A 15698-nucleotide genomic window follows, 5' to 3' on the forward strand; every position below is an offset into this window, starting at 1 on the left:
CCCCCCTGTGCGGCCTTCACCAGAATCGTCCCACCGGCCCGGGCTGACGACCACGGCAGCGGGCCCCCGTCCCGGTCGATCAGGACGAGGGCCCGCAGGAGCCGGGGTGCCGCGCGCGGGTCAGCCGGACCCCACGAACAGGACGAACAGGGCCCAGACCACCGGTGCCGTCGGCAGCAGGCTGTCCAGCCGGTCCATGATGCCGCCGTGGCCCGGGAGCAGGGTGCCCATGTCCTTGATGCCCAGGTCCCGCTTGATCATGGACTCACCGAGGTCGCCGAGCGTGGCGCTGGCCGCGACGGCGAAGCCGAGCACCAGCCCCTGCCACCAGACGCCGTCGTCGATGAGGAACTGCATGCACAGCGCGCCGGCGACCATCGCGAACGACACCGCGCCCAGCAGACCCTCGCGGGTCTTGCCCGGGCTGATGCGCGGGGCGAGCTTGGTCTTGCCGAAGCGCCAGCCCACCGCGTAGGCGCCGGTGTCGCTGACGACCGTCAGCAGCAGGAACGTCAGGACGCGGAGGGCGCCGTCGTCGGCGGTCAGCATCAGGGCGACGAACGTCGCCAGGAACGGGACGTAGAAGGCGGCGAAGACGCCGGCCGTGACGTCCTTGAGGTAGCCCTCGGGCGGTTCCGTCATCCGCCAGACCAGCACCGCGAGCGCGGTGAGGGCCATGGCGACCCAGGCGCCCTCGGGGCCCCGGACGTACCCGGCGACGACCATCGCCGCGCCGCCGACCGCGAGCGGCACGAGCGGCGCCCTGATGCCCTTGCGCTCCTGCAGCCTGCTGGTGAGCTCCCACAGGCCGACGACGACGGCCACCGCTATCACGCCGACGAACACGGCCTTGACGACGAACAACGACGCGACGATGACCGCGCCGAGCCCGACGCCGACTCCTATGGCCGCGCCCAGGTCTCGGCCCGCGCTCTTCTTCTGGGGCGCGGGCGCCGGGTGAGGGGCGTCGGGCATGGGCTCCGGATTCTGCGGCATCGCCGCAGGGGGCTGTGCCGTCGAGGTGTCGTCGCCGTGAGCGGCGCGGCCGTGGGGCTCGCCGCCGTAGGGCGCGTGGCCGTGGCTCTCGTCTGGGAACAGGGGACCGCCCAGCCGAGCGGCCCCCCGGTCGTCATCCTGGTTTCCGCCGTGTGCGGGTACGTCGGGGACGATGGGCATGGGGCGAGTCTGCTGCGCCTCAGGCGCATCGTACGCGGGACCCGCCGGGGCGGCCCCCTGGGCGAGCCCCGGGTCGGCGGGCTCCCAGTACCCGGCCCGCGACCCGGCTTGTGGCGGTGAACCCCAGGAAGAGTCGTTCATCAGACCTCGAGGAGCTCCGATTCCTTGTGCTTCAGGAGCTCGTCCACCTGGGCGACGTACTTCGCGGTGGTGTCGTCGAGCTCCTTCTCCGCACGGCGGCCCTCGTCCTCGCCGACCTCGCCGTCCTTGATCAGCTTGTCGATCGCGTCCTTGGCCTTGCGGCGGACCGCGCGGATGGACACCTTGGCGTCCTCGCCCTTGCTCTTGGCGACCTTGATGTAGTCGCGGCGGCGCTCCTCGGTCAGCTCGGGGAACACCACTCGGATGATGTTGCCGTCGTTGCTCGGGTTGACGCCAAGGTCGGAGTCGCGGATCGCCTGCTCGATGTTGCGCAGCGCGGTCTTGTCGAACGGCGTCACGACCGCCATGCGCGGCTCCGGCACGGAGAACGAAGCCAGCTGGTTGATCGGCGTCGGCGCGCCGTAGTAGTCGGCCACGATCTTGTTGAACATCGCCGGGTGCGCACGGCCGGTGCGGATCGCGGCGAAGTCCTCCTTGGCGACCACGACGGCCTTCTCCATCTTCTCCTCGGCCTCGAGGAGGGTCTCTTCGATCACCACTTGCTCCTGCGTGTCTTGAGTAGGCCCGGCTCCGGATCCCTGTGAGGGCGGCGGCCGGCTGCGTCGCGTCTTCTTCCTGCACGGTTCCCGACCGGCAGGACATTGTCCATCCCCCGACCCGGGTCCGTCCCCCGGTCAGACGTTGTCGTGGAAAACCGGGATGGCACCGGTCAGGACCGGCTGCCTTGCTCACCCACGAGCGTGCCGATCTTCTCACCCTTGACGGCGCGGGCGATATTGCCCTCGGCGAGAAGCTCGAAGACGAGGATCGGCAGCTTGTTGTCGCGGCACAGCGTGATCGCGGTCATGTCGGCGACCTTGAGGTCGCGCGTGATGACCTCGCCGTAGCCGAGGGCGTCGAACTTGACGGCCGCCGGGTTGGTCTTCGGGTCGGAGTCGTAGACGCCGTCCACGCCGTTCTTGCCCATGAGCAGCGCCTCGGCGTCGATCTCCAGGGCGCGCTGGGCGGCGGTGGTGTCGGTCGAGAAGTAGGGCATGCCCATCCCGGCGCCGAAGATGACCACGCGCCCCTTCTCCAGGTGCCGCACGGCCCGCAGCGGGATGTACGGCTCGGCGACCTGGCCCATGGTGATGGCGGTCTGCACGCGGCTGTCGATGCCCTCCTTCTCCAGGAAGTCCTGGAGGGCGAGGCAGTTCATGACGGTGCCGAGCATGCCCATGTAGTCCGAGCGGGCCCGGTCCATGCCGCGCATCTGGAGCTCGGCGCCGCGGAAGAAGTTGCCGCCGCCGATGACGACGGCGATCTCGGCGCCGTCGCGGACGACGGCCGCGATCTCCCGGGCGATCTTGTGCACCACGTCGGGGTCCACGCCCAGGCCTCCGCCGCCGGAGAACGCCTCACCGGACAGCTTCAGCAGAAACCGGCCGTGCAGTTTGCCGTCGTCGCTCTTCTGAGCCTTGGTGGTCATGGGAGATCCCGCCTCTTTCACGTGGTGCACATACGAAGAAGGCCACTGCCGGTGGGGTGTCGTGGGCAACCCGTGCGCGGCAATGGCCTCCTCGTCAGATCTGCTGTCGTCCGTCACACGTGCGCGTGACGGCGTACCGGACGACTGCACCCGACCCTATCGGGCCGACGCGTCGATCGCGGTACGGACTCAGATGCCGACCTTGATGCGCGTGAAGCGCTTCAGGGTGACACCGGCCTCGTCCAGGACCTTCTGGACGGGCTTCTTGTTGTCGAGCGCGTACGGCTGACCGAGCAGCGTGGCGTCCTTGAAGAAGCCGTTGAGGCGACCCTCGACGATCTTCGGCAGGGCGGCCTCGGGCTTGCCCTCGGCGCGGGTGGTCTCCTCGGCGACGCGGCGCTCGGACTCGACGACCTCGGCCGGCACGTCCTCCTTGGAGAGGTACTTCGGCGCGAAGGCGGCGATGTGCTGGGCGACGCCCTTGGCGATCTCCGCGTTCGGCTTGTCCAGCTCGACGAGGACACCGATCTGCGGCGGCAGGTCGGGCATCGTGCGGTGCATGTACGCGGCGACGTAGCCGTCGGTGAACTGCGAGAAGCGGTCCAGCACGATCTTCTCGCCGAGGTTGGCGTTGGCCTCGTCCACGAACGCCTGGACGGTCTTGCCGGGCTCGATCTCGGACGCGAGCAGCGCCTCGAGGTCGGCCGGGGAGGTCTTGGCGACGTGCTCGGCGATCGCGGTGGCGACGGCCTGGAACTTGTCGCCCTTGGCGACGAAGTCCGTCTCGCACTTCAGCTCGACGAGGACGCCGGAGGAGTTGTCGTCGGCGATGATCGAGACCACGGCGCCGTTCTCGGCGGAGCGGCCCTCGCGCTTGGCGACGCCCTTCTGGCCCTTGATGCGGAGCGCCTCGACGGCCTTGTCGACGTGGCCCTCGGCCTCGTCCAGCGCCTTCTTGCAGTCCATCATGCCGGCGCCGGTGAGCTCACGGAGCTTCTTGACGTCAGCGGCGGTGTAGTTCGCCATGATCTGTGAATCTCTCTCGGAGTTCGAAGTCTCGAAGATCTACGAAGATCTGGGGGCTGTGGGCGAACGGCGGGCGGCGCACTCGGCGCCTCCCGCCGTCACTTCATCCCTGGGGCCGTGCGGACGCGACGGCGACCGAACGGCTCACGGCCTGAGTCAGGCCTGCTCGCCCTCGGCGGCCGGAGCGGCCTCGGCGGGGGCCTCGGCAGCGGGGGCCTCGGCGGCCGGAGCCTCGGCCTCGGCGGCCGGAGCCTCGGCGGCGGGGGCCTCGGCAGCGGCCTCGGCGGGCTTCTCGGCGTCGTCCGCGTTCTCGGCGTCGGCCTTCTTGTCGCCCTCGAGGAGGTCGCGCTCCCACTCGGCCAGCGGCTCGCCGGCGGCCTTCTCGCCCTTGTCGCCGGTGGCGACGCCGGAACGGGAGATGAGGCCCTCGGCGACGGCGTCGGCGATCACGCGGGTGAGCAGGGTGACGGAGCGGATCGCGTCGTCGTTGCCCGGGATCTTGTAGTCGACCTCGTCGGGGTCGCAGTTGGTGTCGAGGATGGCGACGACCGGGATGTTGAGCTTCCGGGCCTCGCCGACCGCGATGTGCTCCTTCTTGGTGTCCACGATCCAGACGGCGCTGGGCACCTTGGACATCTCGCGGATACCACCGAGGGTCTTCTCGAGCTTGGTCTTCTCACGCGAGAGGACCAGGAGCTCCTTCTTCGTCAGACCCGAGGCGGCGACGTCCTCGAAGTCGATGAGCTCGAGCTCCTTGAGGCGCTGGAGGCGCTTGTAGACGGTCGAGAAGTTGGTGAGCATGCCGCCCAGCCAGCGCTGGTTGACGTAGGGCATGCCGACGCGGGTGGCCTGCTCGGCGATGGCCTCCTGCGCCTGCTTCTTCGTGCCGACGAACATGACCGTGCCGCCGTGGGCGACGGTCTCCTTGACGAACTCGTAGGCGCGGTCGATGTACGACAGCGACTGGAGCAGGTCGATGATGTAGATGCCGTTGCGCTCGGTGAAGATGAAGCGCTTCATCTTCGGGTTCCAGCGACGGGTCTGGTGACCGAAGTGGACGCCGCTTTCCAGCAGCTCCCGCATCGTGACGACGGCCATGGCCGTTCTCCTCGTTTTTCTCGGTTGTGCCGCGGAAGCCGGACGGCTCCCGCGCCTGACGCCCGCGATGCGCCGAGCCACTGAGGACCGAGGGGCGCGGGCACCGAAGACCGGCCGGAGCCGGCCCCCGATACCGGGGCGTGCGAAGTCGACCCGGTGACCCGGATCGCCATGAGAAGTGTACGGGACCCGCGGGGCGCCGGGTGACGCCGATGTCCACAACCGGCGGGCGATCCACAGGGCCGGGCCGCGACGGGCGGGATGCGGAACGGTTCTCGCATGTACGCGAAGCGACTCCTCGGCGGCCTGGCGCCGCTGCTGACGATCATGCTGCTGGCGTCGGTGGGCTGGGCGGCCCCGGCGATCCCGCCCCGAGCCCCCGCGCCCCCGCCCGCTCCTCCCGCCTCGTCCGCCCCCGGCGTCCCGGCGGTGGCCCGGGTCTGGCCGGTGGGCTCGCGCCCGCCGGTGGTCCGCGGCTGGGAGCCGCCGGCGACGCCGTACGCCCGCGGTCACCGGGGCGTCGACCTGGCGGCCGCGCCGGGTGCCCCGGTGCGGACCGTGGCCGCCGGACGGGTGTCCTTCGCGGGGCGGGTGGCGGGCAGAGGCGTCGTCGCGGTGGAACTCACGGCGACGGGCGAGCCGCCCCTGCGGACGACGTACGAGCCGGTAGGGGCGTCGGTGCGCAAGGGCGACCGGGTGGTCGCCGGACAGGTCGTCGGCGCGGTCGAGCCGGTGGGCGCGCACTGCACCGGCGGCTGCCTGCACTGGGGGCTCCTGCGAGGCGAGACCTATCTGGACCCGCTGTCACTCCTGCCGCCGTGGCTGAGGCGGAGGGGCCCGGCCCGACTCCTACCGGTCCTGGGCGCCCCCCAGCCGTGACCCGGCCCACCGACCCGGACCCCACCCCCACACCCGGGCCCACGGCCCGCACCAGCACCAGCACACCCTGCCCGCCGACCCCACCACCACGACCGCGACCGCCAACCCCCAACCCCACCACCACGACCGCGACCGCGACCGCCAACCCCACCACCACGACCGCTCGACCGGCCCCGGCCCCCGGCTCCTGGGCCGCCGGTCCTTTGCGACGACCCGACAGGTCAGCTCCTCGGCCGCGTACCGCCGTCACGAACCGACCGGCCGCTCCTCAGCCCCGCACTCCGCGCAACGCCATCGCCACCGCCGCGTCCGTGATCACCGCGGGGTCCTCCGCCGCACCGAGCTCGATGCGCCGCACCGCCGCGTCGACGACGCCCTGCAGCAGCATGGCCGTCAGCCGGGGCTCCGTGTGCCCCAGCTCGGCCAGCGCCTCCCCGATCATCGTCACGAGAGCGCCGTGCGCGGCCCGGATCCTCTCGCGGGCGCCCGCGTCCAGCTCGCTCGCCGAGATCGCCACGACGGCCCGGTGACGCCGGTCCCCGACCAGCGCGAGCTGCCGTCGCACATACGCCTCGACCTTTCCCTCGGCCCCGTCGGCCGCGGCCATCGCCGCCTCGACCTCGGCCGTCCACACGGGGAAGTCGACCCCGCACAGCTCCTCGACCACGGCGGCCCGCGACCGGAAGTACTCGTACACGGACGAACGCGCGAGGCCCGTCCGCTCGGCGAGGGCCGGGAAGGTCAGCGCCTCCGTCCCGCCCTCGGACAGCAGGGTGCGCGCCGCGTCCAGGAGGGCGGCACGCTGCATCGACCGGTGCTCGGCCACAGAGGCCGCTCGAATCCTTGGCACGTCGACCACTGTACGGACGCGCCGCTTCCGACGGGAGTGACGCCGTCCGCGTCGATGTCGTGCGGCGGGGTCAACGGCCGAAGCTCGCCAGTTTCGCGCGGAGCTGGAGCACGGACTTGGTGTGGATCTGACTGACCCTGCTCTCGGTCACGCCCAGCACGTTCCCGATCTCCGCGAGCGTCAGCCCCTCGTAGTAGTAGAGCGTGACGACCGTCTTCTCCCGGTCGGGCAGCGTGTTGATCGCCCGTGCCAGGAACCGTCGGAGCTCACGGTCCTCGGCCACCTCCACCGGGTTGTCGGCGGCGGTGTCCTCCAGGGTGTCCATGAAGCTGAGGCCGTCGCCGTCCTCGCCGCCGACGTGCAGCAGTTCCTCCAGCGCCACCACGTTGGCCAGCGACAACTGGCTGAAGACGGCGTGCAGTTCTTCGACGGCGATGCCCAGCTCGGCGGCCACCTCGCACTCCGTGGGCGTCCGCCGCAGCCGCGCCTCCAGCGTCGCGTAGGCCCGTTCCACGTTGCGCGCCTTCTGCCGCACCGATCTCGGGATCCAGTCCAGCGCCCGCAACTCGTCGATCATCGCGCCCCGGATCCGGGTGATCGCGTAGGTCTCGAACTTGATCTCCCGGTCGACGTCGAACTTCTCGATCGCGTCGATCAGCCCGAAGACCCCGGAGGAGACGAAGTCGGCCTGCTCCACGTTGGGCGGCAGACCGACGCTCACCCGTCCCGCCACGTACTTCACCAGCGGCGAGTAGTGCAGGATCAGCTGCTCGCGCAGCCGCTCGTCGCCGGTCGCCTTGTACGACCGCCACAGCTCGTCGAGCGTCGAGGGGGCGGGCGGCCGCACGCTGCCACCGTCACGGGCGGCTGGGGGGATCGCCGCCGCCCGGTCGGACCCGGAGGTGTGCTGGGGCATTCGTCGCCTTGTGCCGTTCTGCCGTGAAGTGCGTGAGGTCGGTACCGCGTGGTGCAGTGGTCCGGTCTGTGCCGGAATCCTCGTGAGCGTAGCGTGACTGGACTGTCGCGGTGAGCGAAGGATATGCCCGGACCGGTGCGCAGATACGTTCCGCTGGGCGCCCCGGAGGGTCATGGCGGTCGCTGCGGGTGACGGTGGCGCCGGGTCAACTACCGCAATTCCCAAGGCTTTCGACGTTCCCCCGGACGGCCGAACCCCCCGGGTCAACATCGGGGCCGACCCCCTCGAACGGAGACCATCGCCTGGCGTGTCAACTTCCAACCGTCGCCGTGTCGTTCGACGTAACCGAGCGCTCTGAGCTCGTACAGCCGGGCGATCGCGTCGTCCGGTGCGGTGCCGGCCTCGCGGGCGATCTCGTCCGGCGCGGCCGGGCGCCGGGCGGGGAGTGCGGCCAGGACCCGGCGGGCGCCCGGCTCCAGCAGGTCGCGCGGCAGCATCGGGCCGCGCCGGTCCGGGGCCAGTTCGCCCATGTCGCCGACCAGTTCGACGACCTCAGCGGCGTCGGTGACCAGCACGGCCTCGCCTCGCAGCAGTTCGTGCACCCCCGCGGACAGACCGCTGGTGGCCGGCCCCGGGACGCCCATGGTGTGCCGGCCGAGCCGCTGCGCGGCCCTCGCGGTGACCAGCGAACCGCTGCGGTAGGCCGCCTCGACCACGACCGTCCCCCGGGTGAGCGCGGCGATCACCCGGTTGCGCTGGATGAACCTGCTCGGCGTGGGATGGTCGCCAGGCGGCAACTCCCCGACCACGAGCCCCTGTTCGGCGATCCGGCCGATCAGCTTCGTGTGGCCGCTCGGGTAGGGCCGGTCGACCCCGCAGGCGAGGACGGCGACGGTGGCGCCGCCCGCGCCGAGGGCCCCCCGGTGGGCGGCTCCGTCGACGCCGTAGGCCCCGCCGGACACGACCACCCAGCCGCGTTCCGCGAGGCCGCAGGACAGGGTGGCGGCCATGTGGGCGCCGTACTCGGTGCAGGCGCGGGCGCCGACGACGGCGACCGATCGCAGCGCCCACATCCGCAGGCTGGGCCGCCCCCGCACCCACAGCCCGAGCGGCCGTGCGTCCCCCAGCTCGTCCAGCGTGCCCGGCCATTCGGCGTCGCCGGGGCAGACGTACCGGACCCCGGCTTCGCGGGCGAGGGCGAGATCGCGTTCCGGGTCGGCCTGCCCGGCCCGGGCCCGCAGCCCGGCCCACCGTCGAGCGGTCACCCCGGGCAACGGCTCGCCGTCGCCACGCAACCGGCGCACCACCTCCGGCACGCCCCGTTCCCGCACCCACTGGCCGCTCACCTCGTCTCCGGGCTCGACGACCCGGCCGAGGAAGATCCGGGCGAGCCGGTCGTCGGCCGGGGCGTCGCCGGCGTTCACGCCGACGCCCCGAGGGCCATGGGGACTCCGCGCGGCACCCCCGTGCGCAACTGCAGGGCCAGGGCCACGTCCATCGCGTCCGGCCGGTCGTGGCCGACCAGGTCGGCGACGGTCCAGGCGACGCGCAGCACCCGGTCGAGCCCCCGCGCGGTCAGCATCCCGCGTTCCAGGTTGCGCTCCGCCTCGTCCATGGCGCCGGTCGTGGCGTGCCAGCGGTTGCGCAGCTCACGGCCCGGCACTTCGCTGTTGGTCCGCCACGGGGTGCCCGCCAGCCGGGCCGCGGCCCGCTCCCGGGCGGCCCGGACCCGGTCGGCGACGGTCTGCGTGGACTCGCCGCCGGGGCCGCGGTGGGCGAGTTCGGCCCGGCTGACCGCGTCGACCTCGACGCGCAGGTCGACCCGGTCGAGCAGCGGGCCGGACAGCCGTGCCTGGTAGCGGCGGATCGCGGAGGGCGGGCACTCGCACAGGGTGTCGCGCTGCGAGAACCGGCCGCACGGACACGGGTTGGCCGCGAGCACCATCAGGAACCGCGCCGGGAAGCGCACCACGCCCGCGCTGCGCGCGATCACCACATGGCCGGCCTCCAGCGGCTGGCGCAGGGCGTCGAGGGCGTGGCTGCCGAATTCGGGGGTCTCGTCGAGGAAGAGCACCCCGCGGTGGGCCAGCGAGACGGCGCCGGGGCGGGCGACGCCGAGGCCGCCGCCGACCAGCGACTGCATCGTGGCCGAGTGGTGCGGCGCGCAGTACGGGGGCACGTCGATGAGGGGCTTGCCCGGCGGCAGCAGCCCGGCCACCGAGTGCACCGCCGTGACCTCCAGCGACTCCTGCCTGCTCAGCCGGGGCAGCACCGCCGGCAGGCGCTCCGCGAGCATGGTCTTGCCCGCTCCCGGGGGCCCTTCCAGGAAGAGGTGGTGTCCGCCGGCCGCGGCCACCTCCACCGCGGTGCGGGCCGAGCGCTGTCCGACCACGTCCGCGAGGTCGTGTCCCTGGTCCTGCTGGGCGGCGCCCATGCCGTGCATGCCGGTGGCGGCGCCGGTGCCGGGCATGCGCAGGCCGGCCAGGAGCGGATCGGGGCGGCCCGCCTCGTCCGGCTCCTCCTCGGGCACGGGCTCGTCGGCGAGGACGGCGATCAGCTGGCGCAGGCTGCGCACGCCGAGCACGGAGACGCCCGGCACCAGCGAGGCCTCGGCGGCGGCGCACTCGGGCACGACGACCTGTTCGTATCCGGCGTCGGCCGCGGCGAGCACCGCCGGGAGGATGCCGCGGACCGGCCGCACCCGTCCGTCCAGGCCCAGCTCCCCGATCATCACGATGTCGGCGAGCACCCGGGGATCGATGCGCTCGGCGGCGCCGAGGACGGCACAGGCGACGGCGAGATCGAAGCCCGATCCGCCCTTGGGCACGGAGGCCGGGCTGAGGCCCACCGTGAGCTTCTTCTGCGGCCACTCGGCGCCGGAGTTCACCACCGCCGCCCGCACCCGGTCCCGGCTCTCGGTCAGGCTCTTGTCCGGCAGCCCCACCAGGGTGAACGCCGCCACGCCGGGTTCCAGGTCGGCCTGGACCTCGACGACCACTCCCTCGACGCCGACCAGCGCCACCGAGCACGTACGCGCGAAGCCCATCTCAGGCCACCCCCCGCGCGTGCTCGACGACGGGCGCTCCGCGAACGGGCAGGACCACGCCGACGAGGTCGATGCGGACGCCGCCCGGCGGGGCTCCCCCGTGCTCCTGGATCCATCGCGCGGCGAGGGCGCGCAGCCGCTCGGTCTTCTCCGGCGTCACCGCGGCCATCGGGTGCTGGAATCCGCCGCCCCTGCGGGTCTTCACCTCGCAGACGACGAGGACGTCGCCGTCCCGGGCGACGATGTCGATCTCGCCGGTCCTGCCGGAGCGCCAGTTGCGCTCCAGGACCGTCAGTCCGGCCTCGGCGAGCCGCCGTGCGGCCAGATCCTCGCCGTACCTGCCGAGTGCTCCTCGGGCCAGATCCGTGTTCGTGCTCATCGGGCACCACCTCCGGCACCCACGCTCACGCATCCGCCGCCGCGGGAAGGATCTTGGTGGACAACCCGGCGGCTGTGGAGAACTCCGTCACCCGCACGGTCGCCGGCCGGCCACAGCCCGGAACAGGGCGACGCCGTCGGAGGGGCGACGCCGTCGGGGGGACGACGGCGGCGGACGGGCGACCTGGTGGCTCAGCTGCTCGGGAGCTCCAGATCGCTCTTGTTCAGCTCCTCGATGTTCACGTCCTTGAACGTGAGCACCCGCACCTGCTTCACGAACCGGGCCGGCCGGTACATGTCCCACACCCAGGCGTCAGCCATCGACACCTCGAAGAACACCTCGCCCTGGACCGAGTGCACCTGCATCTCGTAGTCATTGGTGAGGTAGAAGCGCCGCTCGGTCTCGATCACGTATTTGAACAGACCGACGACATCGCGGTACTCCCGGTAGAGCTTCAGCTCCATCTCGGTCTCGTACTTCTCGAGGTCCTCGGCGCTCATGGCATGTTCCCCTTCAGCCGTGCGATCTCCCCATTGTGCGCCAGTCCCGCGCGGCCCTAGACGATTTCCGTGTCCAGGGTTACGGGTCCTGCCGGGGGACCTTCGACGAGCAGCGTGCGCAGCAGCTCGGCGAGTCTGGTCGGATACACCGTCTCATGTGCCTGGGTCAGTTCCTGACACGTCCACCAACGCGCTCCGGCGACGCTGCGCCGCTCCAGCTCGGTCAGGGCCGTCGCCCCGATCGCCGTCACCGTCGTACGGGCCAGGTAGTACCACTCGTCCTGGTCCCAGCGCCGGCCCGCGAAGGGAAACGAGCACACCCGTCGCCACAGCACCGGACCCAGTTCGGCCTCGGTGATGCCGGTCTCCTCGGCGAGTTCCCGCAGAGCGGCCTCTTCGCGGGTCTCGTCGCCCTCGACACCGCCGCCGGGTGTGAACCACCAGTCGTCGGCGGGGTCGTCCGGCTCGTGACCGTGCAGCAGCAGGATGCGGTCCTGCGGATCGAGCAGGACGACCCGGGCGACCTTGCGCAACCCGGCCCGCGAGGAATCGGCGCCCGTCCCCGCCGGCTCGTCCGCCGTCTCAGCGGGCACCGGCGGGCTCCGGACGGACGCGGCCGCCGCGGCCCGACGTCCGCTTGGCGATCGGGCCGTACGCGCCGCCGCCGAGGACCAGTACCGCCCCGGCGACGATCAGCCAGCCGATCGCGCCCAGCGGGCCGGGCCGGGACAGGGAGCCGAGGGACTCGAAGCCCGTGGGCCGCTTCAGCATGCCGTTCATCGGCCAGACGACGGCGTCGACACGGGCCTTGACGGCGCTGCGCGCCACCGTGCCCTGGGCCGCGTCGGTGAGGTGGGCGGAGGAGTCCAGGGAGCCCTCCCGCTCGTCGCCGAGCAGGAACAGCCGGCCCTGCGGGACCTTGACGGTCGGGATCTTCTTGTTCTCGGCCAGGCTGCCCGCGGGCAGATACGGTTCTTCGATCTGCTTGCCGTTGACGGTCAGCTTGCCGTCGGTGCAGCAGGACACCGTGTCGCCGCCGACCGCGACCACCCGCTTGACCACGGGCGCGTCGCTCACCCAGGTCTTGTCTGTGAACACCACGACGTCACCGCGGCGCACCTCGCCGCCGTCGATCCGCTGGGCCAGCACCCGGTCGCCGGCGGCGATCGTCGGGCTCATGGAACTGGTGGGCACGGTGTACGGCCGGTAGACCAGGGCTCCCCAGCCGAATCCGCCGAGGAACAGCACGAGGCCCAGTGCGACGGCCAGACCGGACAGACGTTGTCCGGTCCGGCTGCCCACCGGGCCACTGCTGGTGCCGCCGCCGTTGTGCGGGGCCGTACGCGTAGTGCTCTCGCCACCCATGGATCCGCACCCTACCCGGCGGTACCGAACCGGGTCAGCCCCTGACGCCCCGGGTCTTCTGGGCCTTGGTCACGAGTGGGGAAAGGGTTTGCTCCCGGCAGACGGAGAGGTCAGCGGGTCTCGGCGTCCCGGGCACGCCGGCGACGCCACAGGACGACCGGCACGGCGCCGACCAGAGCGAGGCCCTCCGGAGCGACCGTCAGCGCCGTGGACGCGGCGGACTGGTCGTTCAGACCGGTCTGGTCGAAGGTGTCCGGCACCGGCAGCGTGCCCCAGTGGCTGATCGGCCAGGCCTTGACGATGGCGCGGCCGACGACCTGGTCGACGGGCACCATGCCGTGGTTCTTGTCCGACTGGTTGTAGCGGGAGTCACGCGAGTTCTGCCGGTGGTCGCCCATGACCCAGACATAGCCCTTGGGGACCTTCACGGAGAACTGGCCGCCCTGGTCGTCCTGGCTGCACGGGGTGTTGCCGGGGTACACGTACGGCTCGTTGAGCGCCTTGCCGTTGACCGTGAGCGGCCCCGTGCCCTTGCAGGAGACCGTGTCGCCGCCGACGCCGACGACCCGCTTGATCAGGTCCTTCTCCTCCGCCGACGGCATCAGGCCGATCCAGCTGAGGACGGTCTGGAAGGCGTTCGGATTCGCGGTGTTCTCGCCTGCCAGCCAGTCGTCGGGGTCGTGGAAGACGACGACCTCGCCGCGCTCCGGCTCGGAGCCGAACCACGGGGTCAGTTTGTCCACGAGGACCCGGTCGCCGATCTTGAGGGTGTTCTCCATCGAGGCCGACGGGATGGAGAACGCCTGCACCAGGAACGTCTTGATCAGCAGTGCCAGGACGAGTGCGATGCCGATCAGGATCGGCAGCTCCTTCCAGAAGGAGCGGGGCTTCTTCGCCTTCGGCGCCGGGCCGCCCGAGCCCTCGCCGCCGGTCCAGGGCGGCTCGCTCGCCGGCGGACCCTCGCCGCCCGCCGGGTCACCCCCGGAGGTCACGCCGTCGTCCGGACCCGGGTCGGCGGCTTCCACGGGGTGCCCGCGGTGATCCTCGCCGTCGTGCCCGGACCGTGCGCCAACCGCCACATCCCCCACGCCAACTCCTCACTCTGTGCCGCTGCCTGCGCCACGTACGACGCAGGCCCACCACTCCCATAACGAGCGGGAGTTCCGCAGGGCTCGGGAGTTGTCGAATCGATCCGTTCGGATCGCCGGAAGCCACACTATGCGACGTCCGGGCGGACGCGGTCGCCGTGACGGCCGAGCCGGTCACGGAGGAGAAAGTTTGCGGTTCCTTGAGGTGCACCCAGTGACCCAGCGGCCAGGCGATGACCATGGCCCGTCCCACCACCTCGTCCTCCGAGACGGTGCCGCCGTAGTCGGTGTTCTGGTGGAACCGGGAGTCGGCGGAGTTGGCCCGGTGGTCGCCCATCACCCACAGCCGCCCCTGGGGGACGGTGATGTCGAACGGCATGGTGGAGGGCGCGTTGCCGGGATACAGATACGACCCCTCCTCCAGGGGCGCGCCGTTGACGGTCACCCGCCCCTGGGCGTCGCAGCAGACGACGCGGTCGCCGCCCACCCCGACGACCCGCTTGATGAGGTCCTTCTCGTTGTCGGAGGGAAGCAGACCGATGAAGGTGAGCCCCTCCTTGACCTGCTTGACGACGACCGGGTCCTTCTTCTTCGCGGTGGTCTGCTCGTCGTTGAGCCAGCCGCCGGGGTCCTTGAACACGACGACGTCCCCGCGCTCGGGCTTGGAGCCGAACCACGGGGTGAACTTGTCGACCAGGACGCGGTCGCCGATCTGGATCGTCTGCTCCATGGAGCCCGACGGGATCACGAAGGCCTGGACGAGGAACGTCTTCAGGACGAGGGCGATCAGGACGGCGACGCCGACCAGCAGCGGTATCTCCCGGACGGCCGAGCGCCTGCGCTTGCGCTTGACCTTGCGCTGCAGCTTGCGTCGCTCCGCCCGCGAGCGCCCGGCCGCGGGGCCGGCGGTCCGTCGCGCGCCGGTGGGCAGCAGGTTGTCCGCCGTGGAGCCGGGCACGCCACGCGGTCTGCCGCGGTTACCCATGGGCGCCCTCCGCGCCGGGCACGCGCGCGTAGGCGCTCGGGCGGGGCAGGCGGCCCAGGCGCGCGTAGGGCCAGACGATCCAGTCGGCGCGGCCGATCACGTCGTCCACCGGGATCATGCCGCCGCCCGGCGAGCCGAGGTGGTTCCGCGAGTCGCTGGAGCGGCCGCGGTGGTCGCCGAGGACGAACAGGGCGCCGTCGGGCACGACCACGTCGAAGTCGACCGTGGACGGGCTGTCGCCGGGATACAGGAACGTCGACTCGTCGACCGACCGGCCGTTCACCTGGATCCTCCCCTCCTTGCCGCAGCAGACCACGTGGTCTCCCCCTACCCCCACGACGCGCTTGACGTAGTCGGAGTTCCCGAAGTAGCCGGTGCCGTCGAACACGACGACGTCGCCGCGCCGCGGCTCGGCACCGAAACGGTACGCCAACTTATTTACGAGAACCCGGTCGCCGATCCTCAATCCGTTTTCCATGGATCCGCTGGGAATCTGGAAGGGTTGTGCCACGAAAGCGTTGAGGGTCAGCAAAAACACCAGGCAGAGCAGCAGGGTCAGGCTGACCCGGCCACCGGGGATCCAGTGGGCGATCCGCCCCGCGAACGCGAAACGCGACCGCCTCTCCGGTCCCTCCGGGCCCGGGGTCTCCTGGGAGACGTCCTCGGGTGCGGAAGGGCGGGAGGAGCGGTCGCGCTCCGTCGTCGGCTGAGCTTCGGTGTCCATCGGGGCCAGATGCTATCCGGCCCCTCTGTGAACGCC

At 71.7% G+C, this 15698-nt stretch carries 16 protein-coding genes and 1 pseudogene; 1 reads left to right on the forward strand and 16 read right to left on the reverse strand.

Annotated elements, in window-relative coordinates; genetic code table 11:
• Positions 1–120: 120 nt before the first annotated feature.
• The 5 genes from ACFVYK_RS20930 to rpsB all read right to left on the reverse strand — a co-directional run bounded on the left by ACFVYK_RS20930 (position 121) and on the right by rpsB (position 4930).
• Positions 121–1317 carry a phosphatidate cytidylyltransferase gene (locus ACFVYK_RS20930; protein ID WP_389776039.1) on the reverse strand — a complete coding sequence of 399 codons (1197 nt, stop codon included), beginning with the start codon at positions 1315–1317 and terminating at the stop codon, positions 121–123.
• Positions 1317–1874, reverse strand: a complete 558-nt coding sequence (gene frr, locus ACFVYK_RS20935) for a ribosome recycling factor (RefSeq protein ID WP_389776042.1) — start codon at positions 1872–1874, stop codon at positions 1317–1319. The genes ACFVYK_RS20930 and frr overlap by 1 nt, the downstream gene beginning before the upstream one ends.
• A gap of 173 nt (positions 1875–2047) precedes the next feature.
• The gene (gene pyrH / locus ACFVYK_RS20940) at positions 2048–2806 is read right to left on the reverse strand and encodes a UMP kinase (protein WP_389776045.1); all 759 of its coding nucleotides are present in this window, start codon (positions 2804–2806) and stop codon (positions 2048–2050) included.
• 189 nt (positions 2807–2995) lie between these two features.
• Complete coding sequence (gene tsf, locus ACFVYK_RS20945) at positions 2996–3832, reverse strand: translation elongation factor Ts (protein WP_389776047.1); 837 nt, start codon at positions 3830–3832, stop codon at positions 2996–2998.
• Positions 3833–3988: 156 nt separating this feature from the next.
• Positions 3989–4930, reverse strand: a complete 942-nt coding sequence (gene rpsB, locus ACFVYK_RS20950) for a 30S ribosomal protein S2 (protein ID WP_389776049.1) — start codon at positions 4928–4930, stop codon at positions 3989–3991.
• Positions 4931–5209: 279 nt separating this feature from the next.
• Between rpsB and ACFVYK_RS20955 the strand changes: the two genes are divergently transcribed.
• On the forward strand, positions 5210–5809 hold the full coding sequence (locus tag ACFVYK_RS20955) for a peptidoglycan DD-metalloendopeptidase family protein (protein WP_389776052.1): 600 nt from the start codon (positions 5210–5212) through the stop codon (positions 5807–5809).
• 268 nt (positions 5810–6077) lie between these two features.
• On the opposite strand, the gene ACFVYK_RS20960 is transcribed toward ACFVYK_RS20955, so the two are convergent.
• From ACFVYK_RS20960 to lepB (ACFVYK_RS21010), 11 genes and pseudogenes are all read right to left on the reverse strand, one after another.
• The gene (locus tag ACFVYK_RS20960; protein WP_389776147.1) at positions 6078–6635 is read right to left on the reverse strand and encodes a helix-turn-helix domain-containing protein; all 558 of its coding nucleotides are present in this window, start codon (positions 6633–6635) and stop codon (positions 6078–6080) included.
• Between the two features lie 94 nt (positions 6636–6729).
• Positions 6730–7575 (reverse strand): RNA polymerase sigma factor WhiG, encoded by an 846-nt coding sequence (gene whiG / locus ACFVYK_RS20965; protein WP_389776054.1) that lies wholly within the window; start codon positions 7573–7575, stop codon positions 6730–6732.
• 263 nt (positions 7576–7838) lie between these two features.
• The gene (gene dprA, locus ACFVYK_RS20970) at positions 7839–8999 is read right to left on the reverse strand and encodes a DNA-processing protein DprA (protein ID WP_389776056.1); all 1161 of its coding nucleotides are present in this window, start codon (positions 8997–8999) and stop codon (positions 7839–7841) included.
• Positions 8996–10621, reverse strand: coding sequence for a YifB family Mg chelatase-like AAA ATPase (locus ACFVYK_RS20975; RefSeq protein ID WP_389776059.1), 1626 nt, complete (start codon positions 10619–10621; stop codon positions 8996–8998). The genes dprA and ACFVYK_RS20975 overlap by 4 nt, the downstream gene beginning before the upstream one ends.
• Position 10622: 1 nt before the next feature.
• A pseudogene (locus ACFVYK_RS20980) lies at positions 10623–11029 on the reverse strand (YraN family protein).
• Positions 11030–11191: 162 nt separating this feature from the next.
• Positions 11192–11500 (reverse strand): DUF2469 domain-containing protein, encoded by a 309-nt coding sequence (locus ACFVYK_RS20985; RefSeq protein ID WP_055510545.1) that lies wholly within the window; start codon positions 11498–11500, stop codon positions 11192–11194.
• Positions 11501–11556: 56 nt separating this feature from the next.
• Positions 11557–12093 carry an NUDIX hydrolase gene (locus ACFVYK_RS20990; RefSeq protein ID WP_389776062.1) on the reverse strand — a complete coding sequence of 179 codons (537 nt, stop codon included), beginning with the start codon at positions 12091–12093 and terminating at the stop codon, positions 11557–11559.
• Entirely contained in the window at positions 12083–12865 is a 783-nt protein-coding gene (gene lepB, locus ACFVYK_RS20995; RefSeq protein ID WP_389776065.1) for a signal peptidase I, read from the reverse strand. The genes ACFVYK_RS20990 and lepB (ACFVYK_RS20995) overlap by 11 nt, the downstream gene beginning before the upstream one ends.
• Positions 12866–12975: 110 nt before the next feature.
• Complete coding sequence (lepB, locus tag ACFVYK_RS21000; RefSeq protein WP_389776068.1) at positions 12976–13953, reverse strand: signal peptidase I; 978 nt, start codon at positions 13951–13953, stop codon at positions 12976–12978.
• Positions 13841–14938 carry a signal peptidase I gene (lepB, locus tag ACFVYK_RS21005; protein WP_389776071.1) on the reverse strand — a complete coding sequence of 366 codons (1098 nt, stop codon included), beginning with the start codon at positions 14936–14938 and terminating at the stop codon, positions 13841–13843. Before lepB (ACFVYK_RS21005) ends, lepB (ACFVYK_RS21000) begins: the two co-directional genes overlap by 113 nt.
• Positions 14931–15662 (reverse strand): signal peptidase I, encoded by a 732-nt coding sequence (gene lepB, locus ACFVYK_RS21010; protein ID WP_389776074.1) that lies wholly within the window; start codon positions 15660–15662, stop codon positions 14931–14933. Before lepB (ACFVYK_RS21010) ends, lepB (ACFVYK_RS21005) begins: the two co-directional genes overlap by 8 nt.
• Between the last annotated feature and the right edge of the window lie 36 nt (positions 15663–15698).

The organism is Streptomyces sp. NPDC058291, from assembly GCF_042880855.1.
Taxonomy (GTDB): domain Bacteria; phylum Actinomycetota; class Actinomycetes; order Streptomycetales; family Streptomycetaceae; genus Streptomyces.